This window comes from Spirosoma aerophilum, from assembly GCF_054782495.1.
The window spans coordinates 43,855-69,431 of sequence record NZ_BAAGSJ010000040.1; the positions used below are offsets into that span (position 1 = coordinate 43,855).

At 43.9% G+C, this 25,577-nt stretch carries 24 protein-coding genes; 10 read left to right on the top strand and 14 right to left on the bottom strand.

The window, feature by feature from the left end:
- Positions 1–48: 48 nt before the first annotated feature.
- The 9 genes from ACYVK4_RS31615 to ACYVK4_RS31655 form a co-directional block, all read right to left on the bottom strand.
- Positions 49–3,237, bottom strand: coding sequence for an efflux RND transporter permease subunit (locus ACYVK4_RS31615; protein WP_461131582.1), 3,189 nt, complete (start codon positions 3,235–3,237; stop codon positions 49–51).
- Positions 3,234–4,214 carry an efflux RND transporter periplasmic adaptor subunit gene (locus tag ACYVK4_RS31620; RefSeq protein ID WP_461131583.1) on the bottom strand — a complete coding sequence of 327 codons (981 nt, stop codon included), beginning with the start codon at positions 4,212–4,214 and terminating at the stop codon, positions 3,234–3,236. The genes ACYVK4_RS31615 and ACYVK4_RS31620 overlap by 4 nt, the downstream gene beginning before the upstream one ends.
- Complete coding sequence (locus ACYVK4_RS31625) at positions 4,189–5,478, bottom strand: TolC family protein (protein ID WP_461131584.1); 1,290 nt, start codon at positions 5,476–5,478, stop codon at positions 4,189–4,191. The genes ACYVK4_RS31620 and ACYVK4_RS31625 overlap by 26 nt, the downstream gene beginning before the upstream one ends.
- A gap of 14 nt (positions 5,479–5,492) precedes the next feature.
- The gene (locus ACYVK4_RS31630; RefSeq protein WP_461131585.1) at positions 5,493–5,921 is read right to left on the bottom strand and encodes a PepSY-like domain-containing protein; all 429 of its coding nucleotides are present in this window, start codon (positions 5,919–5,921) and stop codon (positions 5,493–5,495) included.
- Between the two features lie 38 nt (positions 5,922–5,959).
- On the bottom strand, positions 5,960–6,373 hold the full coding sequence (locus ACYVK4_RS31635; RefSeq protein ID WP_461131586.1) for an EamA family transporter: 414 nt from the start codon (positions 6,371–6,373) through the stop codon (positions 5,960–5,962).
- Between the two features lie 144 nt (positions 6,374–6,517).
- The gene (locus ACYVK4_RS31640) at positions 6,518–6,946 is read right to left on the bottom strand and encodes an EamA family transporter (RefSeq protein ID WP_461131587.1); all 429 of its coding nucleotides are present in this window, start codon (positions 6,944–6,946) and stop codon (positions 6,518–6,520) included.
- Positions 6,947–7,044: 98 nt separating this feature from the next.
- The gene (locus ACYVK4_RS31645) at positions 7,045–7,743 is read right to left on the bottom strand and encodes a phosphatase PAP2 family protein (RefSeq protein ID WP_461131588.1); all 699 of its coding nucleotides are present in this window, start codon (positions 7,741–7,743) and stop codon (positions 7,045–7,047) included.
- A gap of 169 nt (positions 7,744–7,912) precedes the next feature.
- Positions 7,913–9,205 (bottom strand): sensor histidine kinase, encoded by a 1,293-nt coding sequence (locus tag ACYVK4_RS31650; protein WP_461131589.1) that lies wholly within the window; start codon positions 9,203–9,205, stop codon positions 7,913–7,915.
- Complete coding sequence (locus tag ACYVK4_RS31655; protein WP_461131590.1) at positions 9,202–9,882, bottom strand: response regulator transcription factor; 681 nt, start codon at positions 9,880–9,882, stop codon at positions 9,202–9,204. Before ACYVK4_RS31655 ends, ACYVK4_RS31650 begins: the two co-directional genes overlap by 4 nt.
- 180 nt (positions 9,883–10,062) lie before the next feature.
- Here ACYVK4_RS31655 and ACYVK4_RS31660 point away from each other — a divergent pair, with 180 nt between their 5' ends.
- On the top strand, positions 10,063–10,491 hold the full coding sequence (locus tag ACYVK4_RS31660) for a hypothetical protein (RefSeq protein WP_461131591.1): 429 nt from the start codon (positions 10,063–10,065) through the stop codon (positions 10,489–10,491).
- 59 nt (positions 10,492–10,550) lie between these two features.
- On the top strand, positions 10,551–11,285 hold the full coding sequence (locus ACYVK4_RS31665) for a phosphatase PAP2 family protein (RefSeq protein ID WP_461131592.1): 735 nt from the start codon (positions 10,551–10,553) through the stop codon (positions 11,283–11,285).
- Positions 11,286–11,643: 358 nt separating this feature from the next.
- On the opposite strand, the gene ACYVK4_RS31670 is transcribed toward ACYVK4_RS31665, so the two are convergent.
- Positions 11,644–12,588: an STING domain-containing protein gene (locus ACYVK4_RS31670; protein ID WP_461131593.1), complete on the bottom strand. Its 945-nt coding sequence runs from the start codon at positions 12,586–12,588 to the stop codon at positions 11,644–11,646.
- Positions 12,589–12,599: 11 nt separating this feature from the next.
- Entirely contained in the window at positions 12,600–13,640 is a 1,041-nt protein-coding gene (locus ACYVK4_RS31675; RefSeq protein WP_461131594.1) for a hypothetical protein, read from the bottom strand.
- A gap of 471 nt (positions 13,641–14,111) precedes the next feature.
- Here ACYVK4_RS31675 and ACYVK4_RS31680 point away from each other — a divergent pair, with 471 nt between their 5' ends.
- The 6 genes from ACYVK4_RS31680 to ACYVK4_RS31705 all read left to right on the top strand — a co-directional run bounded on the left by ACYVK4_RS31680 (position 14,112) and on the right by ACYVK4_RS31705 (position 21,509).
- Positions 14,112–15,209, top strand: coding sequence for an AAA family ATPase (locus tag ACYVK4_RS31680; protein WP_461131595.1), 1,098 nt, complete (start codon positions 14,112–14,114; stop codon positions 15,207–15,209).
- Between the two features lie 2 nt (positions 15,210–15,211).
- The gene (locus tag ACYVK4_RS31685) at positions 15,212–17,581 is read left to right on the top strand and encodes a S8 family peptidase (RefSeq protein ID WP_461131596.1); all 2,370 of its coding nucleotides are present in this window, start codon (positions 15,212–15,214) and stop codon (positions 17,579–17,581) included.
- Positions 17,582–17,690: 109 nt separating this feature from the next.
- The gene (locus ACYVK4_RS31690; RefSeq protein ID WP_461131597.1) at positions 17,691–18,677 is read left to right on the top strand and encodes a TIR domain-containing protein; all 987 of its coding nucleotides are present in this window, start codon (positions 17,691–17,693) and stop codon (positions 18,675–18,677) included.
- Between the two features lie 21 nt (positions 18,678–18,698).
- A complete protein-coding gene (locus ACYVK4_RS31695) occupies positions 18,699–19,646 on the top strand; it encodes a cyclic GMP-AMP synthase DncV-like nucleotidyltransferase (protein ID WP_461131598.1) in 948 nt (315 codons plus the stop codon).
- Positions 19,639–20,286: an SEC-C metal-binding domain-containing protein gene (locus ACYVK4_RS31700; RefSeq protein WP_461131599.1), complete on the top strand. Its 648-nt coding sequence runs from the start codon at positions 19,639–19,641 to the stop codon at positions 20,284–20,286. Before ACYVK4_RS31695 ends, ACYVK4_RS31700 begins: the two co-directional genes overlap by 8 nt.
- A 128-nt stretch (positions 20,287–20,414) precedes the next feature.
- Entirely contained in the window at positions 20,415–21,509 is a 1,095-nt protein-coding gene (locus tag ACYVK4_RS31705; protein WP_461131600.1) for a PDDEXK nuclease domain-containing protein, read from the top strand.
- 88 nt (positions 21,510–21,597) lie between these two features.
- Here ACYVK4_RS31705 and ACYVK4_RS31710 read toward each other — a convergent pair whose 3' ends face one another.
- Complete coding sequence (locus ACYVK4_RS31710) at positions 21,598–22,227, bottom strand: abortive infection system antitoxin AbiGi family protein (RefSeq protein WP_461131601.1); 630 nt, start codon at positions 22,225–22,227, stop codon at positions 21,598–21,600.
- A gap of 369 nt (positions 22,228–22,596) precedes the next feature.
- On the opposite strand from ACYVK4_RS31710, the gene ACYVK4_RS31715 reads away from it, so the two are divergent.
- Positions 22,597–23,106 (top strand): hypothetical protein, encoded by a 510-nt coding sequence (locus tag ACYVK4_RS31715; RefSeq protein WP_461131602.1) that lies wholly within the window; start codon positions 22,597–22,599, stop codon positions 23,104–23,106.
- Positions 23,107–23,256: 150 nt separating this feature from the next.
- Here ACYVK4_RS31715 and ACYVK4_RS31720 read toward each other — a convergent pair whose 3' ends face one another.
- Positions 23,257–24,225, bottom strand: a complete 969-nt coding sequence (locus ACYVK4_RS31720) for a hypothetical protein (RefSeq protein WP_461131603.1) — start codon at positions 24,223–24,225, stop codon at positions 23,257–23,259.
- 441 nt (positions 24,226–24,666) lie between these two features.
- Positions 24,667–24,849, bottom strand: a complete 183-nt coding sequence (locus ACYVK4_RS31725; RefSeq protein ID WP_461131604.1) for a hypothetical protein — start codon at positions 24,847–24,849, stop codon at positions 24,667–24,669.
- 78 nt (positions 24,850–24,927) lie between these two features.
- On the opposite strand from ACYVK4_RS31725, the gene ACYVK4_RS31730 reads away from it, so the two are divergent.
- Complete coding sequence (locus ACYVK4_RS31730) at positions 24,928–25,416, top strand: hypothetical protein (protein WP_461131605.1); 489 nt, start codon at positions 24,928–24,930, stop codon at positions 25,414–25,416.
- Positions 25,417–25,577: the final 161 nt, after the last annotated feature.

Genomic DNA, 25,577 nt, shown 5'->3' on the forward strand with positions numbered 1-25,577 from the left:
ATTTATACGTGATTTCTGTAGGTCTATACGTTTTCTGGGAGTTGACGCCTACGTACGGCGTTGATTCACCCGGACTTTTAGTCGACCGTGAAACAAGGCTCTCAGTGCCGTAGGGAACACAAGTAGCAGTAAAGGCAAACCGGCCACGAAGCCACCAATGACGGCCACCGCCAGCGGTTGCTGCATTTGCGCGCCCAGTCCGAAGCCCAGGGCCAGCGGCATCAGGGCTAGTATCGCGCCAATGGCCGTCATCAGCTTGGGCCGCAGCCGCAGGGCGATGGCATAGTTGACCGATTCGTCCACGTCACCGGTGCGGGCCAGCGTGTGCTCAAACTGGTTGACCGTAAAAATGGCGTTCTCGGCGATGATGCCTACAATCATGATGATGCCCGTGTAGCTGCTCACATTCAGGGCGATACCCGTCAGGTATAGCGCTGTGATGCAGCCCGTGATGCCCAATAGCGAGAGCACCAGCACCAGCACCGATAGCCACCAGTCTTTAAACAAAAACATCAACACGGCCAGTACCAGTAGGGAAGCCAGCGTTAGAATCAGTAATAATTCACTGAACGATTGCTGCTGTTCGGCGTAGGCCCCACCGTAGCCAATGGTATAGCCCTGCGGCAGGGGCAGTTTTTGAGCCAGTTTGGTTTGGATTTCGGTAATCGCACTGCCTAAATCACGTCCGTCTAAACGAGCTGTTAGTACCACAGTCGATTTAAGGTCTTCCCGACGCTGCTCGATTTCACCGCCCAAAACACTCACCCGGCAGAAAAACGATAAGGGGCGCGTGGTGCCATCGGGCAGAAATATCAGCACATTACGTAGTTTGTCCAGGTCATTCTGATCGAAATTGGCAAACCGCAGCACCATCCTCCGCATCTGCTCGCCATCCTGAAACGAGCCCACCTGAATGCCGGCGGTCAGAGCCGCTTGCGCGGGTGAAGGAATTGGTTGAGCCGCATTAGGACCCAACGATACACCACCCGTGTAGGCTGTGAGCTGGGTCTGAAAATCGGTCAGACCAATTTTATACTGACTCAGCTTGGCCTGATCCGGCTCGAATACCAGCGACGGCCCGGCTTCAACCAGTCCATCATTGACATCGACCACGCCCGGTACGGTTTCCAGAATACCGGCGGCCTGGCGTGATAAATTCTGCAACAAGGCGTAATTGTCGCCAAATAGTTTGATTTCAATCGGCTGGGGGGTACTCATCAAATCACCCAGCAAATCGGCAATCCGTTGCCCGAAAGAAATATCCAGTACCGGCTGGGCGGCATTGATGCGGGTACGTAACTCGTCAATGACTTCCACCGTCGATTTAGTCCGTTCGGTTTTCAATTGAATAGAGTAGTCACCGAAATTGGTAGGAACCCCCTTGAAGGCCATGCGAATACCGGTTCGGCGGGAATAGGTCGCTACATCAGGATGCGCCACAATGATCTTTTCCGCTTGCCGCAGAATTCGGTCAGTTTCCTGAATCGAGGTACCGGGCGGGGTAAAATAATCCAGCACGATGGTGCCTTCGTCTAAGTCGGGCAGGAAGCCCGTTTCCAATCGGCTGTAGGACCACCAGGCACCCAAACCCAGCAGGGCGATAAACACCAGCGAGACCAGGGGCCGGGCAAACTGGGCCGTGAGCCACCGCAGTCGACGCACATTAGCCGCTTCGTCCACTGCATGCGGATTCTTATCGGGTTTAAAACCAATCATCAGGTGCAATACGGGCAACAGCAGCCAGGTGACCAGAAAGGAACAGATCATCGTAATCTGCATCGTATCCGAAAGCTCCCGAAAGAAACTACCTGCCAGCCCGCTCATCAGCCGGAACGGAAAGTGAATGACAATGGTGGAGAGCGAAGAGCCTACCATTGCCGGAAATAGATTACGAATCGCCTGTTGTACCACCGAATAGCGATCCTTTTCCGGCTCTTCTTCGTGAACCCGGTAGATCTGCTCAATGATAACGATGGCATCGTCGATAATCAGCCCGATAGAGGCCGCAATGGCCCCCAGCGACATGATGTTGATGGTGATACCCACCACATAGAGCACTAAAATGGTAAAGGCTAGCGTAACGGGGATGGTGAGCAATACCACCGTGGAGGCCCGCCAGGAACGCAGAAAGACGATCATCACCAGAATGGCCAGTAGCAGCCCTTCGTAAATCGTTTTGGTGACGCTGTTGATACTGTCCCCCACGAAAGCGGACTGATTGTAGTACGATTTGAGCCGCATTCCTTTGGGCAACACCTTGTTGATCTCGGCGGCTTTGGCTTCGGCGTTCTTGGCAAAATCAATCAGGTTTATGCCCGGCTGCTTGACCAGATCAATCTGGACCGCATCGTGCCCATTGGCATTGATCACCAGAAACTCCTGTTGCTGTTCCTGCACGTCGATCCGGGCTACTTCACCCAGCCGCACCATCCGTGTCCCATCGTTTTTTACAATCAGATCACCCAGCGCGTCTACATCCAGCACGCGGGTGTCGGTCAGGGTTAGATAAAGCCTGCGGTAATCGGCCACGTAGCCATTGGACAGCACGTTGTTGTTGGCGTTGATGGCCGTCATCAGCGCCGAGATCGACAGGTTGACGGAAGCTAATTTGACCGCATCGGGCATCACCACGATTTCTTTGGACTTCCCCCCCCGAATCACTACGTTGGAGATACCCGCTACCTGCGAAAAAATAGGCCTGACGAGCAGATTCGCTTTGTCACGTAGAGCCACTAATCCGTGCTGATCGCTCTCAAGCGTATAACCATACACTGGAAACAGGGATTGATTCATGGCCTCGATGGACAGATTCACGCCCGGCGGCAGAAAGTTGCGAATCTCGTTGATGCGGCTTTCTACCTGCGTTTTCTGGGTGTAGATGTTTTGTCCCCAGTCAAAAAACACGTCGATGGTGCAACTGCCCCGGCTGGTACTGCTCTTGACCACGGTTACTCCGTTGACTTTCTTCACCGCACTTTCGAGCGGCTTGGTCACCGTAATCATCATCCGGTCACTGGGCTGCTGGCCATTATCGGCGATGATGGATACGCGGGGGAAAAGTACCTCAGGGAACAGGTTTGTCTGCATCCGGGTATAGGCAAATACGCCTGCCAGGAGCAGCAGTACGCCCGTAAACAGAATCGGGCGGCTGAAGACTTCGAAATACGACCGGTTGGTCGGAGGGAGATCGGGCCGGGAACTGGAGGTCGGTGCCGGTTTGGGTGGCTGGTCGATCATAGCTTCCGGGGAATAACCTGTACCCTGGCCGTATCAGGCAGGCCATAGTTGCCTTCAATGATGATTCGATCACCGGCCCCGAAAATAGGAGCACGTACCTCAACGGTCGTGGTCGTGCGTTCACCGAGCGTTACGGGGACTTTCACGGCCGTACTGTCATTAACTAAACGCATCACCCAAAAGCTCCGCAGCATCTCATCGGTCAACACGGCGGCTTTCGGTAGCAGCTGGGCATTGGCGTTGGCCTGACTGGTTACATCGACCTGCACCGTCAGGTTTTCGGGCAAAGGCACAGGCCGACTGATGCGGGCCAGTACACTCTGGGTCTGGGCCAGCGCATTCACCGTCGTCAGGGGGGTGGTGAAGGTTGCCATCAAAGCGCGTCCATCGGGCAGCCGAACCCGGCAGCTGCGGCCCGGTTTGGCCAGCGCCTGGTATTCATAGGGTACATTGACCTGCACGGCCAGGGCATTATCTTCGGCAATAGTGCATAATTGGGTGCCTTCCAGGACATAGTCACCTGTTTGCTGTTTGTCGAAGGTAGTGATTAAGCCCCCCGAAGCCGCCCGTACCGTTACCCGGCCAATGAGGGAGGAATCACCCGCGATGGCTAGTTTGCCCAGTGCCCGGCGCTCTTTGGTTTCCAGCTCATAAAGCGCTTGCCCGGCCTGCACCCGTGCGCCCAGACTCACGTTTACCTTCGTAATAAACCCCGCCACGGGGGCCGTAACTGCGTTTCGTCGCAGATAGAGTGTCGTACCAAACAGCGTGAGACTGTTACTGATCCCCCCCCGTTCAACAGTCTGTACCATGACCGGGGTTCGGGCAACGATCTGGGCTGGGGCCGATTCCGTTTGATCCGCAGTTCCGCAGCTTCCCAGACACAGCAGGAGCGTTAGCCCAATGATGCCAGGCCATAAGCGGGTCGGCCTAACGTGGCCCAACCAAAGGCTACCAGTTATAATAGTTGAATGCATTGATGAGTAGTTGACGGTTGGATTGGAGCAGTAGGGCGTCGCGACGGACGGCTACCATGTTTTTGAGTACCGTGATGTAATTGATAATGGAGAGTTGACCTTGTAGCAATTCACGGCGGTACGAGGAAAGGACGCCCGCGTAGCCAGCCAACTGCTGATTAAACACGAGCAGCCGTTCATCCAGCCCCCGCAGCTCACCCCGGATTCGTTCCCGTCGGACACTATTCTGCGAATTGATGAACCGGCGATAATTGCCGAAACTCTGTTGCAGAACGGCTGTTCGCTGGCTGTTCAGTCGTTTTTGGTGGCCATCGTATAGCGTCCAAACCAGCGACACGCCCGCGCTGAAGCCCAGTCGCCGGGGCAGGTCGGGTAAATAGGAGGTATTGAGTCCGCCATTGGCAATGAAGTTCCACTGCGGTTTATAGCGCAGCTCGAAGATTGTCTGCTGGGCCAGTAAGGCTAAACTATCCAGTCCGTAGCGCCGGGTGAAACCGGACTCCTGGAAACCAAGATCCGTATTCATCGTCAAATTCAGCGGGGCCAACTCAACCAATGTTGTATCGGCGATACCACTTAGGGCACTCAGTTCCAGCACATCACGCCGGTAAGCGGTTTGATAGCCCACCCGCAGGTTACGCTGCGTTTGGGTCTCAATATCCACCAGCGTCAGGTCGGATTGTTTGAGCAGGGAGGATTCGACAAATTTCTGCACGATGCCGCGCTGCTCGGCCAGGAGCCGTAACAAACTATCGGTGTACTGAACCTGCAAGCGATCCTGCAAACAAAGAATGTACTGATCGGTCACGATCCGTTCGACATCATGCTGCCCCAGCCCGATAACGGTCTGCCCAATCTGGGAGGCCAGTACGAACGGTTCGGCATAGGCTTTGGCTCGAAATAAATTGGAAATAGGCTGGGTGACATTAATAAGGCCCTGATACAGCCCCCCATTGGATACGGCCAGGTCATACCCAAAATAACGGTCGGCTCCGTGCGAGTTTAGCTCAGGGGTAACGCCCCCGTTGTCGGTCGAAAAAATAGGGGCAAATTGAACCGCTCCGGATAGTTGCACCAGTGGTTTGGTATAAAAGGCCTGAAGTCGCTGGGCTTCGAAGGCGTTCCCCTGAAGCTGGTTCTGGGTATCACGAATAAGCGGGCTGGCCTGCCGGGCGTTGTTCAGATAATAATCAAGACCCTGCTGAGCCTGTAGGGGCTGGGTCAGGAGAATACCCAGCCCCAGAACTAGATAGCTTGTGCGCATCAATGAAACCATTATCAATCTTTTTCTTCTTCAAGGAATTTACCGGCTTTGTCGAAAACGACTTCCATACCGGTGATCCGAATTTCATAACTGCGTTCGCCGTTGGCTTTAGTCACGGTTTCTGCCGCCTGAATTTTCTCCTTCGGATAATGCGCTTTCATATAAGCCGTGATAGACGTTGGCAGACTGGAAATGGGTACGCCCACTTCTGTTTCGGCCACGTTGCCCTTCGTATCGAATTTGACGGCTCGGTGATTGCCCGCCAGTTTGAAAATGGCTTCGTAATAGGGCGTAGCCCGTTCCCACTCCAGGTGCTCTACAGTTGGGTGAAGCTTTTTAAGGGCTTGTTGAATGGTAACGGGCACTTGTTTTTCAGGGATTAGTTGAGCCTGAAGGGAAGGAATAGCCAGTATAATCAAGGCAAAAATCAGCGTGCAGCGCATGGGATGTATTGGTTGAGTGAATAATGAGTGTTTACATATTACAGGATTAGAACAAGCGTGCCGCCGATGATTAACGCAGCCCCCAGGGCCGCTTTCCAGGTCAGTACTTCGCCAAGAAAGACGACCGACAACAGGATGGCAATGGCCACGCTGAGTTTATCCACCGGAGCCACCTGCGAGACTTTTCCTAATTGAAGCGCTTTAAAATAGAGAATCCACGATAAGCCCGTCGCTATACCCGAAAGGATCAGAAACACCCAGTTTTGCCGGGTAAGTGCGGGTAAGCCTTCCAGGCCACCCCGCCCCAAAACAATGCCCCAGGCAACGAGTAGAATGACTACCGTTCGGATGGCCGTGGCCAGATCGGTATTGACTCCTTTGATACCAATCTTGGCCAGAATGGCCGTTAAAGCGGCAAACAGGGCTGAGCCCAGGGCGTAGGTCCACCACATACGTATACGAACTTAAATTGGTTAGCTCAAACGTACGCGTCAATTCTGATGGAAATCTAATACGGTCAGTCTGAATGGGCCCCTTTTGTCGAACAGACTTTAGTGGCGGGTGTCAGAATTGAACCTGCCTAAGCGGGCAGAACGCTATTTCCAGGCGATGACCCCAAGCCCCAGCAAAATGAGTAAGGCCCCGCCCATTGTTTTCAGGGTCAGGGGTTCTTTTAGCAGCCATACCGATAGAAGCAGCGCAATCACAATACTGCCTTTGTCGATCAGGGCCACCTGGGAGACGGGACCGAGTTTGATGGCCCGGTAATAAAATATCCAGGATAGCGACGTAGTAACGCCGGAGATGGCCAGGAAAATAACGGATGCGCGATCCAGGGCACGAAACTGGCTGCTTCCCTGCAAGAACAGGGCGTTCCCCCAAACCAGGATGAAGACAACGACGGTTCGAACCGCCAGACCCGTATCGCCACTGACCTGTTTAAGCCCGAATTTGGCGATGACGGAGGTCAGCCCGGCAAAGAACATTGAGACGATAGCGTAAACGATCCATTTTTCCATATTCATTTCATGATTTAATTGGTCAATAGGTGATCAGTCTTTGCAGGAATCATCCCCATCGTTTCTGACTTGATAAATTTATCGGCTAACAAAATGCTTCTGTATTATCGCTGGGAAGACATGGCTCCTGAGGAGTCGAAATAACGTTTGACAAGAAAATTAGTAAGCCGATACACGCTGTAAGCAATGGGTAAACTCACGAATACGGGTACTAGTACGTCGGTTGGATAATGAACGCCTAAGTACACCCGGCTAAAAGCTACCAGACATGCCCAGGGAAATAACAGCCAGGCTACCCATCGTAGCGCTCGCTGGGTCAGAAACCAGTAGTAGTAGGCCAGCGAAAATACATTGCAGGCGTGGGATGAAATAAACCCGTAAAGACCACCCCGGTAGCCATTGACCAGATGGAGCTTACCCGTTAACGCAGGCTCGTGGCTGGGCCGCAGCCGATGAACCAGGGGCTTGATGAGACCGGATGCCAGCTGATCGCTAAGCAGGATCAGCAGCACGATTAAGCCAATCATGACGATACTGCGCTGGCCATACTGGTAAATGAGTAGACCCATCAGAAACCCGTACCAGGGTAACCATATCCACTGGTCACTGGCCCACCACATACTTTGGTCGAGCCAGGGAGTATGATACCCATTAATCCAGCGTAGTACGTCGGTGTCCACTCCATTGATCGTCGCCCAAAGCCCTTGTGGACTACTAAGCCGACTTACCATATAACCAAGCAAACCCACCAGACCAATCCTCCAGGCAGTTCGTTCGTAGGCGCTACAGGTTCGTGTATTCATCCGGCTAACGGAGCAGTTTAAGTATGGATACAACTAATGTCTTTTTATAGGTCGTTCTTAAATCGGCGTATCAGAGGGGTAAATTACCCGGTTGCCGAAATCCTAAAAGCCTTCTCGAACCTGTGCATAAACGTATAAATCAATTCTGATGCAATTCTATTGCAACCAGTTAGTGGGCAGGAGGCCAGTGTAAGGTAAAGGCATGTTGATGTAAAGTAGACTCATAGGCGTAGGTTAACGTTAAGCCATACCGATCTGTAATTTGCCGGGCAATAGCCAGCCCCAGTCCGGTAGCCTCCGGGAGGGCTGGATTTTTAACGAAACGCTCAAAAAGTTCTTCAACCGGAAACGGCAAGGGTTTACCCGTGTTCGTTAATTGCAATCGTTCGGCGGTTAGCTCAATGGTTATGCTCCCCCCATCGGGCGTGTGCCGAATCGCATTTCGCAGCAGGTTCCCCAGCAGTACCTCGGCCAACTGAGGATTCATCTGCACGGTTGGATCGCCTGTCTGGTCCTGGTGTAATTGAATCTGTTTATGACGAATAAATTCCGAATTAATTTTCAGTAGCCGATCGAGAGCCATCCCAACGTGTATCGGCTTGTCTTCGGTAAACTGCTGGTTTTCAATTTGGGTCAGTAGCAGTAACGCTTTGTTGATCTGGGCCAGTCGCCGAACCGCTTCAGTGGCCCGTTGCACGTGGGCTAACTCCGCATCGGGCAACCCTTCTGACTGAAATAAGACTTCTAATTCGGCTGAAATGACGGCTAGGGGCGTTTGCAATTCATGGGATGCATTTTCAGTGAATTGCTTCTGAGAGGCATACACGCTTTGATTACGGCGAATCAGTGTTGTCAGATCGTTTTGTAACTCGTTGAATTCGGTTACCTGCGTTGGTGGCCAGCTCGGCAGCGGGTCCGTTTCCAGCCTAAATCGTCGAATTTTGGCCAGTGCATCAGTAAAGGGTTGCCAAAGTCGCCTGGTCATCCGCCGGTTGATTAGCCCCAGGCCGAGCAACAACAGTAAAAAAACGCCGGTTTGCAGACCGGTAATAGTTAAAATAAAGTCTTCCCTTTCGACCAAGGACTGCCGAACCCGGAGTTTATAGGCATGCCCACGTATCCGCAGATGAGTGGCTAATTCACGATGGGGCTCCCATTCGTCTAGCATCGCCAGGTAATACGTTGTATCGTATAAGGTGTATGACTTCCGGCCCAACGAACGCGAGCCGGTTGAGTCCGGCTGAAGCTGTACGTCTGGATCGGTTCGCGGTAAATAGGGCAAAAGTCCCGGTTGATGAGCGAGTAACTGGGTAATCTCCGTTCTGCGAGCCATTAACGCTTCGTCAACATCCTGTATGACAAGCCCCTGAATCAGGGCATAAGTGAGGGGAATACTCACCAGCCATAGCAAACCCGCCAGGGCTGCATAATAGCGGAAGGTAAGCGTGAGCAGGTTTTTCATGGCGTTAGCGAAAATAAATAACCTACACCATAGCGCGTTTTGAGATAATCGGGGCAACCCGCCCCGATGAGTTTCTTACGCAGGTTTTTGACGTGCTGATAAATAAACTCGTGCGACTCGGCCAGTTCCATCGATTCTCCCCAGATGTGTTCGGCAATGGCTGCTTTACTCAGCAACCGATTCTTGTTGGCAATAAAATAAAGTAGCAGTTCATAAGCTTTACCCGTCAACTCAATCGGTTGACCGTTTATACTTACTGTCTGACTTTGGGGCTGGATACTGATAACCCCAAAGTTGATGGTCCGTTCGCCTTCGAAGAGCCGCCGACGAAGTACCGAGCGTATGCGGGCGTTCAGCTCCGAGAGGTGAAAGGGTTTGGTCAGGTAATCATCGGCCCCCAGATCCAGTCCGGTTAGTTTGTCGTCTAAGCCTGTTCGGGCAGAAATCACAACGATACCCGCCTGGGGCTGACTTTCCTTGATACTACGGACTAAATCGAGGCCACTGCCATCAGGTAAGCCGATGTCGACCAAAAAACAGTCAAAATCTGTGTCGTTAATCAACCGGGACGCTTGCCCAAAGCGGTCTGCCGTCGAAACCCGGTAGCCTTCTTTTTCCAGATACGCACGAATAGCTTCCTGAAGCGTCGGTTCATCCTCAATGACTAATAACCGCATAATTTTCACAAATAGAGCCGAAAGTACACCTCAAAGCTGAAGCAATTCTAATAAACCAACGAAATCCAGACGTCGGGAGGGCGTAAAATTTGGTTCATTGGCAGCCCTTTTGGCTAGTATCAAAATTGCTTCAGAATCGGGTAGTACGTTTACAGGGTAACCAACAAATAACGTAGCGGTATGAAAACGAATGTCATTGCATCTGCCCTGCTTCTAGGCGTAGCTATGGGAAGTATATCGGCTCAGTCTGTTGGCACCAATGGGGTACCACAAGCTGTGAAAACGGCCTTCGCGGGTAAGTACGCCATGGCCAAAGGGGTGAAATGGGATAAAGAAGGCGGAGCCTGGGAAGCGTCGTTTGAGTTGAACGGGGAGAAAAAATCGGCGGTCTTTACCCCCAGTGGTAAGCAAACCGAATTGGAAATTGAAATTCCGGTGGCAAAACTGCCCCAGATGGTACTTACCTATATGAAGGAGCAGAAAAAAACCATTACGGAAGCCGCCGAAATTTCTGATGCGACGGGTAAACGGTATTATGAAGCCGAGGCAGGTGGCAAAGACTATCTATTTAATGCCCAAGGCAAACCTGTTCAGAAAATTGGTCAGTAAGTCTGTTCCCTTGTAGCTAGATGGCTAGCTACAAGGTTTTTCGTTTTTTGCACGCTATAATGAAACAATTTATTTTTCTTCTCGTATTCACCAGCTCTATACAGGCTTCTGTAGCCCAAACCCAATCGGAAACCGCGAAAGCCTCTTCCGTAAGTACCAGGTCAGCCATTAGTCCCAGCGCTTATATTATTCCAATCGGGCTAATGACAGCGGGTCTGTTGACGCAGGGTGAAATTAGTCGCCATGTTCAGTCGGAAGTTGTCGGGCGGTATCCCGGTTTTACATCCCACGTCGACGATGTCGGTCAGTTTGTACCTACGCTGGCGGTGCTGGGGCTGGGAGCCGCTGGCGTAAAGGGTAAACACACATTCGGCGACCAGGTGGTGCTGACATTCTTATCCCACGGGGTCGCGCAGGTCATTACGCAGGGGCTAAAATATACAGTGGCGTATCCCAGACCCGATGGCGTTGGTAATGAGTCGTTTCCGTCGGGGCATACTTCGTTTGCCTTCACGGGTGCCGCCCTGTTGGCTCATGAGTACGGCGGCCGTAGTGGCTGGTATAGCGTAGGGGGCTATGGTATGGCCACGACAGTAGGGGCATTGCGGGTCCTGAAGAACCGGCACTGGCTGGCCGATGTGCTCTTTAGCGCTGGAGTAGGCATTGGAGCCACCCAACTGGTCTATCAGACCTATCCCAGGCTCAAGCGGGTTATTTTCCACAAAAAGAATATGGCTTTAGTGCCTGTGTATACGGGGTATAGTACCGGGATCTGTATGATGGCCGTGTTTTAAGGCTGCGTTTGTCAAATCGTGTTGTGGCAGATGTCTCGTCCTGATTTTATTCGGACGTTTTTCTGAACGGTGACAGGGTAGGAGGTAAGTGGCTAAAAACAGGCCTTTTTGCGTTCAATAAATCCGTTCAGTTTAATAGTTCACCATTATCACCTTCTATAAGCTTTTTCTGAATGATTTGGGTTAGCTAGAGCGCCATGTTATATACAGTAATTTGAAAAAACAAAACCTAGTTCAGCTGCTGCAATCAAACTGAAATTTATGGTAATCCTGCCATCTTTGGTACACTTTTAAAGGCACTATTTACCTATCAAGGCTTAATGGATTTCCAATTGGTAAACGAATTAACAAGATTATATTAAAATTCATCAACTATTTCTACACTTGCTTTTGCAAATGGGCTTTTGTTAAGTTGTAATTGAAGCACCCTCTTAAAATTATTAAGTTCCCTCTGTTCTATAACTTCTTGTAGCTTAGTTCTACCTTGATATCCTTTTTGCAATATCATTTCGATTGCATCATCAATACCTGTTAATGTACTAGGCATATCATACATAACTGCATGTGGCGCATTCGAGGAATCCAATTGAAACCAAGCGGGATGTTTGCGAAACCTAGTTTTCATTGTATTTTCTACAAATCCGTGTCTCTTATAAAATTGCGCTGCCTTTTCTCTTATCATTCCCTGTAAGTCTCCAGGTATAATAACTTTTAAAGTAAAATCAGTAAAAGTTATTCCATTAAATTCTAATGCATCAGCATTTTGTATACTATCAACTAACCCTGCAACGAAATTCTTATAATATCCAATTGCCAAAGCTGTAGTAGGATATAAGCTTGAATGACCTAGTTTGTAATGTTCCTCTATTTTATTTGCACATTCGCTACAAGCCGATTTTATACTTGCATCATCTGCCTTGTTAAAACGTGGCATATAAATTCCATTGAAGTCGGATGGCAACTTCATATCTAAACCTTCTTCTACGAGTAGATAAGATTTATCACGGCCCATCGAGCCTAGAAAAAGAGCCATTTCAAGTATTACATTGTCTCTCGGCTCTATAACTAACTTATTATCAGATGTTAATGTCAAGTCATCCGCAGTAGCTACAAAGACTCCAAAGTCAAAATAGCTAGCCATTCGTAGAAGGTTATCAAAGGTACTACGGTTAGGTTCCCAAATACCAGGCTCTTTCCATAGAAAACAATCTCCCAAATCTGATAAGTAAGCTTTAACTTTTTCAGCTACGCTGTAACCTGCCTTTGAAGAACCAATAAATATTTTCGGTTTTAAGTCAGTCATTAAAAAATATTTTAATAGGTGATAATTGCCTTTTCTAATACATTACTTCTCAGAATATCCTTAGATGAATCTTCAATTAGAAGGTCCAAGTCTTTTTTCAAAAGTTTGATGTCGGGTACTAAATCGTCTGATGACAATGGGTTTTCCGTTCCATTAGGGCTGTCAATCTGTTTCCTATAAGCTGGATCATCTATTATACGTTGCATCTGAACTGATGCTGATTTTGCTAGAGCCAATTCAGCCCCTGGAAAATATATTAAGTTGTTATTCTCGATTGAATGTACAATCGAAGTGATTTGAAAACTTTTCAGGTTTTTTAATTCCACATCACTATCCGCTTTTAGGTTTTTAAGTAGCCTAATTGTTCTTCTTAATCCGTCTTTAGTATTGTCTCCTTTCAAATTCACTTGATGAATATGTGCAAAAGGAAAATCTGCCTTACTGTTTCTGGGGCCATTTGGAAATTTATATAGATAAATTCCTCTGTAATACTCGTCATTTCGCTGATTCTTGGTCTCCTCATATATATCTGAGTGGTACCAGTACCCAAATACTATATCTACTTTCCTTCCCAATGATTTATTAAAAATGGAAATACACTTTTCATGACTATCATCTACCTCGTCATAGATGTCTTTCAAAATCTTAGTAGCCTGTTTTCTTAGCTCCTTTATGTCTTGATTAGGATCAGACGCTGTGTAACTACTGCGTGAGGTTTGGGGATAATGGTATTTATCCACTATCGTAAGCAGATCAAAATCACTATGGACCTTAATATTAGTATTAGTTTTAACAGATCCTTGCGTCCTGTAAGCCCTTTCGAAATGTAGATCAAGGCCATTTTGCAGATGTGTTTGTACTCGTTGAGCAGCAGTATACGTCTTATCATTATACTTCTGATCAATTGGTCTCATTGATTCTAATAGGTATTTAACATCATCCGGAATTTGACGAGTATCAAATGATTTTGATAGAACAGACTCATTTAGTTCTTTATCAAATTTTCTGTTTTGAAGATTAGCAAGTCTGTTTGTGTAGTTTAAAGTTGCCATTGTTGTTATTTAAATTACTGTGTAAGGTTATGATATCTAGATAGATATAAGCTAAATGAGCGTTTTTTTAATCTCGCAAAAGGGTAGCAAATAATCGCATCTCCCATTTCTACCCTCTGTCCACTTTCATTTGATGACATACATTTATGCCACCATATTGAAATGTGTTGATTCTTTATATGCGCCGTTGATTATCCTTTACTTTTTGACGTGTATTAAAATAGGTCGCACTTAGAAAATGTATACATAAATATCTATATAGGCTATTTAACCCATATTGTGCATTTCTTCTCTCTAAATCGTCCGATTCATTCTTTCATCCACGTCAACTCTATGAACCTCTAATTTTTAGGCAGTTGGATAGATTGACAATTTGAATCACACCCATTCAGGTACATTTTATTCATTTTTAGATACGATATATTTGATTTTAGGTACGAATATAGTACATTTGATAACGACTTTACTCAAATGATTACAGAAATTATAAAAATTATTGAAGGTGGTCTTAACAAAGACCCTCAGAAGGTTCTCAACTATGCGAAGCTACTTGCTGAAAACTTGAGCAAAGCGGGTGATAGTAAGGGGGCTGATCGGATCCTACGGGCAGTACATAATAAACAAGCGCAACCTGTATATCTAGATCAACTTCTTACCGCTCCCGTTGATCAGGAAACTCGGATGAATATTGCGGACTTAATCATTCCTCAACCCAATCACCAAGTACCCATCATTTTATCAGAAAGCCTTCGGCATAAGTTAGATGGTTTTATAGGGCGTGTTCAACACCGGAATGAACTACAAGCTGCGGGCGTTGACCCGCACGCATCCTTGTTACTTTATGGTCCCCCGGGTTGTGGGAAGACAACTTTGGCCCATTATATCGCGCAACAAATGCAATTACCCCTGGTGGTTGCCCGGCTCGACTCGTTGGTTTCCTCATTGCTAGGGAATACAGCCAAGAATATTCGTAAAATCTTTGAGTTCGCTAGCCGTCAGCCTTGTATATTATTCTTAGATGAATTTGATGCGATTGCCAAAGCACGTGATGATCAACACGAACTAGGTGAATTAAAACGAGTGGTTAACAGCTTGTTACAAAATATTGATGAGTATATAGAATCAAATATTCTCATTGCCGCCACCAACCATGAAGAGCTGCTGGATAAGGCAATCTGGCGACGTTTTAATAGCATAATTGAAGTTTCTCAACCACAAGTCTCAGAAATCCAACAGTTACTAAAGCTGTATTTACGATCTACTAACTCCAGTTTTGAATTAGACAGTAAAAAGGGGGAATCTCTGTCCGAACTATTAACTGGTAGTAGCCCAGCCGATATAAAATCAATTTGTCAAAATGCCATTTCTCAAAATGTGCTTGACAAAAAACATTCGCTTACATACGAAGATCTCTTGTTGCAATTCTATTATTATAAACATCACAGTGCTGCCTCACCAGAAACCCTGATGAGCTTTCTAAACTCGCATGGAGTTTCCCAAGCAGCTATTGCCGACTTATTGGATACATCGCTCCGTCAAGTGCGTAATTACTTTAATCCTAAATCATAAGCATGGAATCTAGAAATCTTCCTATAAAACTGTTTAGCAAACGAGGTACACAAGATGAACGGCGTACTGAGGGTGGTGGCGGAAACAACTTGCCCGCCTGGGTCCTTTCGGAAGTTCTCTTAGAATCAAAATCGGCTGAGTTTAGAGAAGCGCTAGGGACCACAGCCCAACTACTTGCTGAACGATCAGCAAATCGACGCTTTATTCCTGCCGTGCTTACAGTTACAGTTCGGGAAGATGCTATGGCTAAATCCCATCGGGGTGAAGTCGCTAAGATTTTTAATCGGAAGGAAGAATACAATTTTATTGGGGTATCTGAAGATCTAGATTTCTTGGTCAAAGTTGATTCTGCCGAACATCTTGCCTTTATCGACCATAATTTAGAGCGGCCCACGTCATTTGCATTAGGTGTATCGGCGATTGATGAGATTCGCCCTTTTCAACCTCATGTTGATTTACCCATTGATCATGATGCTCCGCTAAAAGTAAAGCTTGTCAATTTTCATAATCGCCAGATAAATCAGCGCATCGAACAAGCGTTTGAACAAACACTTGAAGCCAATGATATCAGCTTTAAAAAAACAGAATATACGTCAGGCTTAACCATCTACAAACTGAATCATGTTCAGCAGGATGCCTTAGTCTCTGTACAGGAATTTGAGGCACTCTATTCTATTGATCCGATGCCTTCATATCGCATCACATTAGATGAGTTAACGCCTAGTGTACCATTGCCAGTTAAAGCTCCAGTTGATGGACAGGATTATTTAGTAGTTGGCGTACTTGATTCTGGAATTGCTCCTATTCCGCACTTAGCACCCTGGCTGGATTCGCGACGATATACCGCTTATGCTGAATCTGAAGTAGATAGGTCACATGGAACATTTGTAGCTGGCATTCTTCTCTATGGGGATGAATTAGAAAAAAGTAACTGGGTTGGCATGGGTGAGTTTAAATTACTGGATGCCACAGTATTTCCACATCCAGGAATGGGAATTGATGAAGATGAACTGATCGAGAATATTAAGAATGCTGTAGAAGCTCACCCTGACGTACTCCTTTGGAATTTATCAGGGGGCGGTACCTTAGAGTGTAATACCCGCGATTTTTCTGATTTTGGTAAAGCATTAGATGATTTACAGAATCTATCAGGTGCTTTGATTTGCAAGTCGGCTGGCAATTGTACCAATTTCGCATCGGGACAGCCGAAACGTCGAATCCCAAATTCCGCAGATTCTGTACGCTCGTTGGTCATTGGCAGTATAGCACACAATCGTGGTATACATGATCAAGTCCCAGAAGGTCATCCTTCACCTTTTTCCCGTACTGGGTTTGGTCCAAATAGACTTATAAAACCGGAGCTAACACATTTTGGTGGAAATGCCGGTGTTGAACCAAGCGGGCGGATGACTTTCACAGGTGTTAATTCTTTTTCTATTTCTGGTGGAGTAGTTAAACAAGCAGGTACTAGTTTTTCAACTCCACGAGTAGCTTCCTTACTCGCAGGCCTATCTCACCGAGTAGCAGGAGAATTCGATCCTTTGTTGTTAAAAGCTCTCTCCATACATTCAGCTAGATACCATCCAAGTATCAAATTGAGTCCAAAGGATCGATTAAAAGAAATGGGCTTTGGCTTACCTAGCTCAATTGAAGATATAATTTTCAATTCACCTCATGAGAGTACTCTGATTTTACAAGACAATATTGTCCGAGGAGGCTACATTGAAATATTGGATTTCCCATTCCCTGACGTATTGGTGAATGAGGAAGGCCAATACTACGGCGAAGTAATTATTACCCTAGTCACAAATCCAAGACTTGATAGCACCCAAGGAGCTGAATATTGTCAATCAAACATTGATGTTTCATTTGGTACATATGATCGTATCCGTTTACGTGATACAACGAAGAAAACTGTTTCTAACCCCATCGGTAAACAAGAACCTTACAATCTTTTACTGCCGAGTCATTACGCGGCTAAATTCCAACGGTATATCGATCACCCATTTACACAAGAAAGGCAATTACGTGATGATTTAGGCAAATTTCACCCGATCAAAAAGTATGCAATTAATTTACAAGAAATGACCGAATCGCACCGGGTTCGAGGATTAGCCTTTCCTAAAAAATGGTTTCTAGAGCTTAAAGGATTATTTTCTCATGCAGCCGAAAATGCAGCTGCTACAGATGGTGAGCAATTGTCTCAAGAATTTTGCCTTGCGGTTACAATTCGCGACCCATTAAAACGCCACGACGTTTATAGTGCTGTGACTCGAAGCTTAACTATTAATAACTTTCAGCATAACAATATTCAATTAAGGAATGAAGTGAATATTAATCTACGTAATCGTAATGGTGGGTCAACTTCATAATCCACTCAAGGTAAAAAATATAAATATTTTTACCTTGAGTGGATTATTTGAAAAAAATTAAATTGATTAAATTTTAAATGAACTTTAAACAACTAAAGTAACATTTGTTATGGCTATTTTAACAGTTGCATCGAACAACCGTCCGAGTATTTTCATTGGTAGTAGTAGTGAAGGTTTAGAAGTGGCAAGAGCTGTAAAGACAAACTTTGATAAAGAAGCTGATGTGGATATATGGGATGAAAATCTTTTTGCACTAAATAAAAGTACACTTGAAAACCTAATTAACAGGGCATCTTTTTATGATTTCGCAATAATTATTTTGACTCCTGATGATGAAGCTGTAATTCGAGGTAAAAATGAAGTAATTCCAAGAGATAATGTATTATTTGAATTTGGTCTCTTTTTAGGGGCAATTGGAATAAATCGCGCTTTTTATATCGCAGAAGAATCTGTTAAAATTTTATCAGACTTTAATGGAATAAGTAGAACTACATATAGGGGAAGAGACAATCTAGTAGCAGCTGTAGGAAATAGTTGCAATACAATTAGAAGAGAAATGGAAGTTGCTGAAAAATTGTATAGATTCTCGTTACTTCCTTCAACATCACTAGCAATTGGTTATTTCAAAAATTTCCTTGAAAAAGTTGCTGATGCCTTTACACATATTGATGAATTTGAAGTACTTGAGAAGAACTCAAAAGGTGATGTAGTAAATAGGCAGGTAGTGCAAGTAAAGAATAGATTTCCATCAATAACAATTTTACTGCCTCAAAAATTATCTGATCTGCAACCAGCAATTTTAAGAAGAAGAACTAGTGCATTAAAGCAAATTACAGTCAATACTTCGTTTCGTCCTTTTCCGTTTTATATAGAAGGAGATGTTAATGAAGAAAACGTTAATTTTTTTGATATACCCACAACTTTACTGTCGTCACTTGAAACGGTGAATAGAATATTCTCGCAAGATTTTTTGGTGAGAGATAACAACCTTGATCGAATACAACGGCGTGAAATTTCAAACTTTGAAAAAACAATTAGGATACTTGTTCCTGATAACATTGAAAATGAACTAATTAAATTTGACATTTTAAAATAACCTACTTAAACAACAAAGAAAATGGCCGATTGTCAAAATTTATTCAGAACCTATCTCTCTAAGATTTCGATTGATAGTGATAAAGAGAAAAAAATGAAAATTTCACGTGATAAGTTGCGTGATAAAATTCGTGATTGGTTTAAGGAAAATCAACCTAATTATAAGCCCTACTTTTATGTTCAAGGCTCCACGAAGATGAAATCAGTTATCAGGACAAAAGATGATATCTGTGATCTAGATGATGGAGTCTATTTTTTTCAAACTCCTGATCATAAGCCTGAGACCTTACAAGACTGGGTACGTCAGGCGGTCGATGGATATACAAGTAAGCCCGCACAACATCGAAAAAAATGTATACGAACGATATTCGCGGGAGATTATGAAATTGATCATCCAGTCTATTACAAAGATGCAGATAGCGATGAGTATCAAATAGCGATTAAAGGTGAAGGATGGCGCGATGATGATCCAAAAGGAATGATTTCCTGGTTTATTAAAAAGAAGAAGCAGGATGCGCGAATTGTTAATGCAGTCATGTATTTGAAAACCTGGTGCGATTTTAAACGACATAAAATGCCTAGTGGCCTAACGATGACAATTTTAGCATCAAATGCATTAGACAAAATCGTCCTTAATGATCGTGATGACATAACGCTGAAAGATATTCTTAATGAGATTAAAAAAACTTTGGACGCCGAATTTGAATGCACTGTTCCTGTTGAACCTGGTGATGACCTTTTTGAAGATTATGATCAAGCTAGGAAGGATAACTTTATGACTGCTTTAAAAGAGTTTTTAGATGATGCAGATAAAGCCCTTAAAGAAGACAATCAATTAAAAGCAAGTAAGTTGTGGCAAAAACATTTAGGCGATCGTTTCCCGGACGGAGAAGATAAAAAACAAGATTCAGTATTAAAAACAACTGTAGCTGCTGGGGCAGCTAGGTCTAATCCCTGGAGTAATGGCTAGTGGAATTGAATTATTTAGGCAAGAGTCAATAAACATAAATGACCATTTTCCTTCTTTGAACTATTCTGAGGAGGAAAATGGCCTTCCATTTATTTATGGTAATATCCCGCTTCATGACACTGAAGGGGAGCTAATAGATAATTATTCAGTAAAAATAGTGCCAACGGATGAGTATCCTTCAAAGCTTCCTTTTGTGTTTGAAACGGGAGGAAGGATTCCTATTAACATCGATTGGCATGTTTTTTCAGATGGACATTGCTGCTTAATGCCATTTCCTCAAGAGACTTTAACGTGTAAAAAAGGAATAAAACTAGCTAATTTTATTGAAAAAGAAGTTGTACCTTATTTTTACAATCAAAAACACCGTGAGCTCTATGGGTATTTTTTAAAAGAAAGATCTCACGGTAATAAAGGGCATACTGAATTCTTTCAGGATAAGTTTAATTCGACAGATCCAATGTTAATAGCAAAAGGTCTTCGCTATATTGCGCAGCATAAAGAGCCAAAAAACACAGATAAATGTTTTTGTGGCAGCGGATCTAAATATGGAAAATGCCATCGTCAGGTATTCAGGGAGTTGAGTTTATTTAGTGAACAAGAATTATTAATTTATGCAAAACTTGTTTTAAACGAGTTTTAATATTGATAATAGTTAAATTTGACAGTAAATTCTATTATCCCTATCTTCTAGTAATAAATTAACTAGTGTGTTGATGTTCAGCAATCTGATAATTATTTATTTGCTGAGTAATTATTTACCCGCCTATTATGCAATTCTCAGAGTTAATTATTACATTAGAAGGGCTGCACCATCAGCTTAGCCAGCAGGCTGCTCGACAAGCCGATCAATTGCTGACTCTTCGTAACTATCTGTTTGGATTTTATATTGTCGAGTTCGAACAGCATGGTACTGACCGTGCTGCTTACGGGCAGCAATTACACAAACGTTTGTCTATTGAACTCCAAAAATATTCTATTAAGGGCGTGTCAGATCGTTCCTTAAGGCAGTATCGTCAATTCTATCTAACCTATCCTCAAATTTGGCAGACGCTATCTGCCAAATTCAAACTGCCTGATTTCGAAGCCATTCGTCAGGTAGATGCAAGATGGGACATGAATATTGACACAGATATACCTGCTCTTGACTCGACCCTCTTATTAGATCGACTAACTTACTCGCATTTTGTTGAACTATTAAAGGTAGATAATCCATTGTTACGTCGTTTTTACGAGGTCGAAGCACTCAAAAACAACTGGAAAGTCCACGAGCTAAACCGGGCTATTACAACGCTCTTGGCCGAACGCACTAGCCTGTCAACGGATAAAACTGCCGTGATTGCTCGCATTCAGGAGAATCAACCGGCTGGTCTAGAAGACTTGATTCGAAATCCGTATTTGCTAGAGTTTCTGGGCTTACAAGAAAAACCGGAGTACACAGAGAACGACTTCGAAAAAGCCATCATCGACAATTTACAAGATTTCTTATTGGAGTTGGGACGAGGATTCTGCTTTGAAGCTCGTCAAAAGCGTATCAGTTTCGGTAATCGTCACTATCGAATCGACTTAGTTTTCTACCATCGAATTTTAAAGTGTCACGTGTTGATAGATCTCAAAATCGGCGAATTCGACCACGCGGATGCCGGCCAGATGACCGTTTACCTCAACTACTATAAAGCCAACGAAATGAGCGCAGGTGATAATCCGCCCGTTGGTATAATCCTCTGCGCCAGTAAAGACAACTCCCTAGTCGAGTATGCCACAAGTGGTATGGCAAATGAAGTGTTTGTCTCACAATACTTGGCTGAATTGCCAGACAAAGAGCAGCTACGGGCCTTGATTGAGCGGGAAAGTCGGGGCTTGTAAAAAAGATTGCTTATATTATTGAAAATAGCTAAGACACTAAAGAGATTATAAATCGTCAAGGTTTTTTTGTGGTAATTAAGAGCAAAAACTATGCTACATTCCACTTGCTAAGCCTTATCTTTTTTTCATCAATCGGTAATAGTGCTTTGACTTCTAAAATTTGTTTCTCAGTTTCAACATATATGTATTCAATGTCATTTTCGGTAAAAACTAATGGATACTTTTCCAATTGACTATTGTATAAATTTTGCTTTGCTATGTATTTTCTTCTATCTTGAGATATAAGTTTTCCTTCAATTTGTTTTTTAGTCGGCACAAAACGCCATTCATTCTCACTTCTGAAATCAAAGTTATTTTGGTTAAAATAGCTATTATAACCAAAAGCGTTTTTAGTGAAGCATTTAATTGTCATAATAGACAATCTGATATTTGGCGAGAGTTGTGTAGCTGCATTTTTACGTCTAGCTTTTAATAAATCTGCTAGCGAGTTAGCGATGACTGAATTCTTGTCTATATATAAGACAGGATGAATTTTATGTTTATTTACCCATGATTTAGTAAAGGCAATTCCGAACTTCCCGTATGTAATGTTATTATCATTTATCGTTGCAAGGTTATATTCACTAAAAGAAATCATAGGGTGTGCAGCACTTGAAATTTTTTTGTCTCCAAGGCAAAATTCCTCTTTACAATAGTGAAGTCTAAGTGAACGAGACATAATTATACTTTTCAGTTTATCAAAGTCTGATGTGAAGTGGACAATATATTTCATTATATTTTATGTATGGTGAAGAGTCGATATTTGAACATAATCTGGGCGTATTTTTTCTAGCTTAGGCGTTTAAGGTCACAATCTATAATTGTTACAAATCATAAACGAGCGCGTTCAAGATTTGTAACAGGCTAACTTGATGGATTCAAGTATATGTCCCTCTTTCAAAATTTGTGTCAGACACAGAATCAATGATACACAAATCATAGAAAGTTAGAAAGTAAAATTAACAATTCTTCATCTTACAGATAAGGTGGACAATAACTATCTAGAAACTTACAATAGATTGCTGAAGGCTGAAATCAACTCCATATCATGAAATACTATACATTTGATCAGCATCGGCACAATTATGCTATCTGGACAGCGGCAAGAGCAGTACAAAGGGACTTTACAACGACGGGCAAGATTAAGCATGCAATTGATCAGTCGAGTCTCGAACGTTTTGCCCAAGATGAGAGCGAAGTGACTATAGAGCAGTTTGACGCACTTCATCAGCTTTGGGCTGATAGAATCATTAGCAGTTTAAAAGCTGACGACGTTCAAACAGCTACTTATGGTAGAGCCGCAAAGATCATCTCCATTTATCTCAAGACGTCTGTTATATTATGTAACAGGGGTCAATGCAACCGAAGCAGCATCATTCATCCACCAATTGATAGTATTTTGCTTAAAAGTCTTTCAGCCTTGCCAGGACTCACTGATCTAAGATCCATTAGGTGGACTCAACTCGATAAAGTAGGTTACTGGTATCTAGCAGAAAGATTACGAGATCATTTTGGGTCATTTGATTGGCGATTGGAAAATTACTGGGTAACTAGGTAAAGTAGTAATTGATTCTCAAAGTTTTACTGGTTTCAAAACCTCCTATCATAATCTCATAAAAGTCAAAGCTTTTTTTACAGCTCAAACATACGTTTATGTTAGTACAAGGTGGGTAGGATATATGATTTAAAGAAGTGCTATTACTAAAATTTATACTTGATAAGTGCCAGATCCTGACCCAGGCATATAAAAAGAGCCTGATGATGTTGTTTTAATAGGTATTATTGGTTTTGATGATGTATAGTGATCAATGATATCATTATACTCTGCTTGGCTCAGACCCCATAAAGCGATGTACGATTGTTGCTGAATTAATGTGTCAAGGGTATTTTTTGCAAAGTAATACCCTTGATTAAGCCAATTATATGTTGCACCAATGAGACTTAAACACGCATCTTCTATAAGTAAGAATTTTTCAGGGTTTGTATTAAATAGGTCATATGTTTCTTTCCAAGTTAAATCACTTTTGTTTCCTTTTCTATCATCATAAAAGTAATTAGATACTTCATATGGGTCCATCATATATGCAACGTCTCCTTGTGAATTTGGGCGAATAAATATGGCTACTTTGCCATTATGAGTTTGTGTATTTCTATAACTAATAACTATTTTTCTTTCAGCTAACCACTTATCTTTGATTATTTGAACAGGACATATTGATAAGCTCTGAAAACCGAGTTTATTTTTCAAATCTATTTCAATTGCATCTTGTAGATTTTTAAATTTTTGAATAGCATCACCTGTATAGTTAATGATATCTAGTACATTTTTAAAGTTTAAGCCGCCGAAATCGCCAACTTTTATTTTATTTACTGCAACTTCGGCTTCATACATATCTGTAAAAATGGAATAACTATTTTGGCCGATTTGATGAGTTTCTCTTGAAGCTGATTTTCTTGAGTTAATGCTATTAGGTCGTTCTGTAGCTGGAACTACATGAAACTTCCAAAAGCTTTCGTAGTTAAAGAATGATTGAGCCATTCCAAAATTTTTAGCTCCATCTTGTTCGACTGAATCTCCGTCGCTGACAAGGTTTATATTATTTAATGCTGTAGTCAGCTTATTTAAGTCAAACGAGTTGCTAGGTTGCATAAAAATTTGATTGGTGGCTAAATACATGGTTTAAAGGGAGAATTACCTATTAAAGCTATTTAGGTCACTTTATAAAATCGTACATAAATCCTCATTCTGTAATTAATACCCGTTTGTTGAGACACCTCTAATCGGGTATTGACGACTTTTGTATCTTTCTTTAAACGCGCCCTGCTAAACAATCCAGAATTAAACAAACTAAAAACGTCAATAAATTCATTCTAGGATAGGTGAATCCTGAAATCGTCCAGTAAAAGGCTTGTCATTTATATTTAATGAACATGATATATACTTAAAAATCAAGCCCTTATGACCCTTTTGAATACTTATAAAAAAGCGTTCACGAAAACCCTTGGCCAAATGAACGCGTTTACAGATAGGTTCTTTTATTGGTAAGGAGATGTAACAGTAGCGAATGCATTTTACCCGCTATCCTATTCTAAGCCGCGTGTCAGGTAACCTCTCTAATCAATCAACTTTCCTAATCTCGGTTGCACTGAGGGTGATGGCAAATTCGCGCCGTTGGCTGTTCCAGCAGTGTACTCGCTGACCATATTGACTGATCACCGGAACAGGCCAGTCAATATCAGCATTAGCCGCTTCTAACTCTTGAGCTGCCTTGGGGTTAATGAGCGTAACTAAGTCGTTCACCTTAAATTCGTGGTTTGTCCTCATTCATTAGTTAACTTCCTACCTTTGTTTCCTGGTAAAAGTCTTAAAACCAAGTGAATGAAAGCTATTAACATCCATTTTTTTTCACCTACTGAAAACCAACAGCCTACGGCCAAGGCCGAAAAAGCCCCTAAACCAGCTAAGCTAATTTTAACCGGTTTCATTTCTAGTGCCGGTAAACTTGTTTTGCCCGCCAAGACGGTGGCTCATTTAGGGGTCGATCTTAGCCAAACTTCCTTTAAAGTAGGTATGGACGAGGGCAAGCGCAAAGCCAAATCCCTCTACCTGGTTCCAGGCAGTACCGATGCGGAAACCTTTACCTTCGAGAAAGCGGCCAAAAGCTATACGTTGGCACTACCCTTTATTTTGAAGCGGAGCGGAGTGGATTTTACCAAAACAAAATACGACTTTACGATTCGTCTTTTCGAGTATGAAGGCACAACCGCCTTTGACCTAAAAATAGCTCCTGAAGCAGCAGCTGTTAAAGTACCTTACACCGGTAAGCCAAGAGGCCGCAAGCCCAAGCCGGACATCGTTGCTGAGTAACGTTAAGAAGCCCTGATCAGTCAGGGCTTTTTTGTGTTTTGTATTTTTTGACAGGCAAGGTAATTTTTCAACCGGCCTTGATTGCCTAAGGCCATCTTTTATCAGTTTCACTCCACATTTTTCTTTCTCTGCCAACCTGACAGCTTTTAGGCGGTGAATTC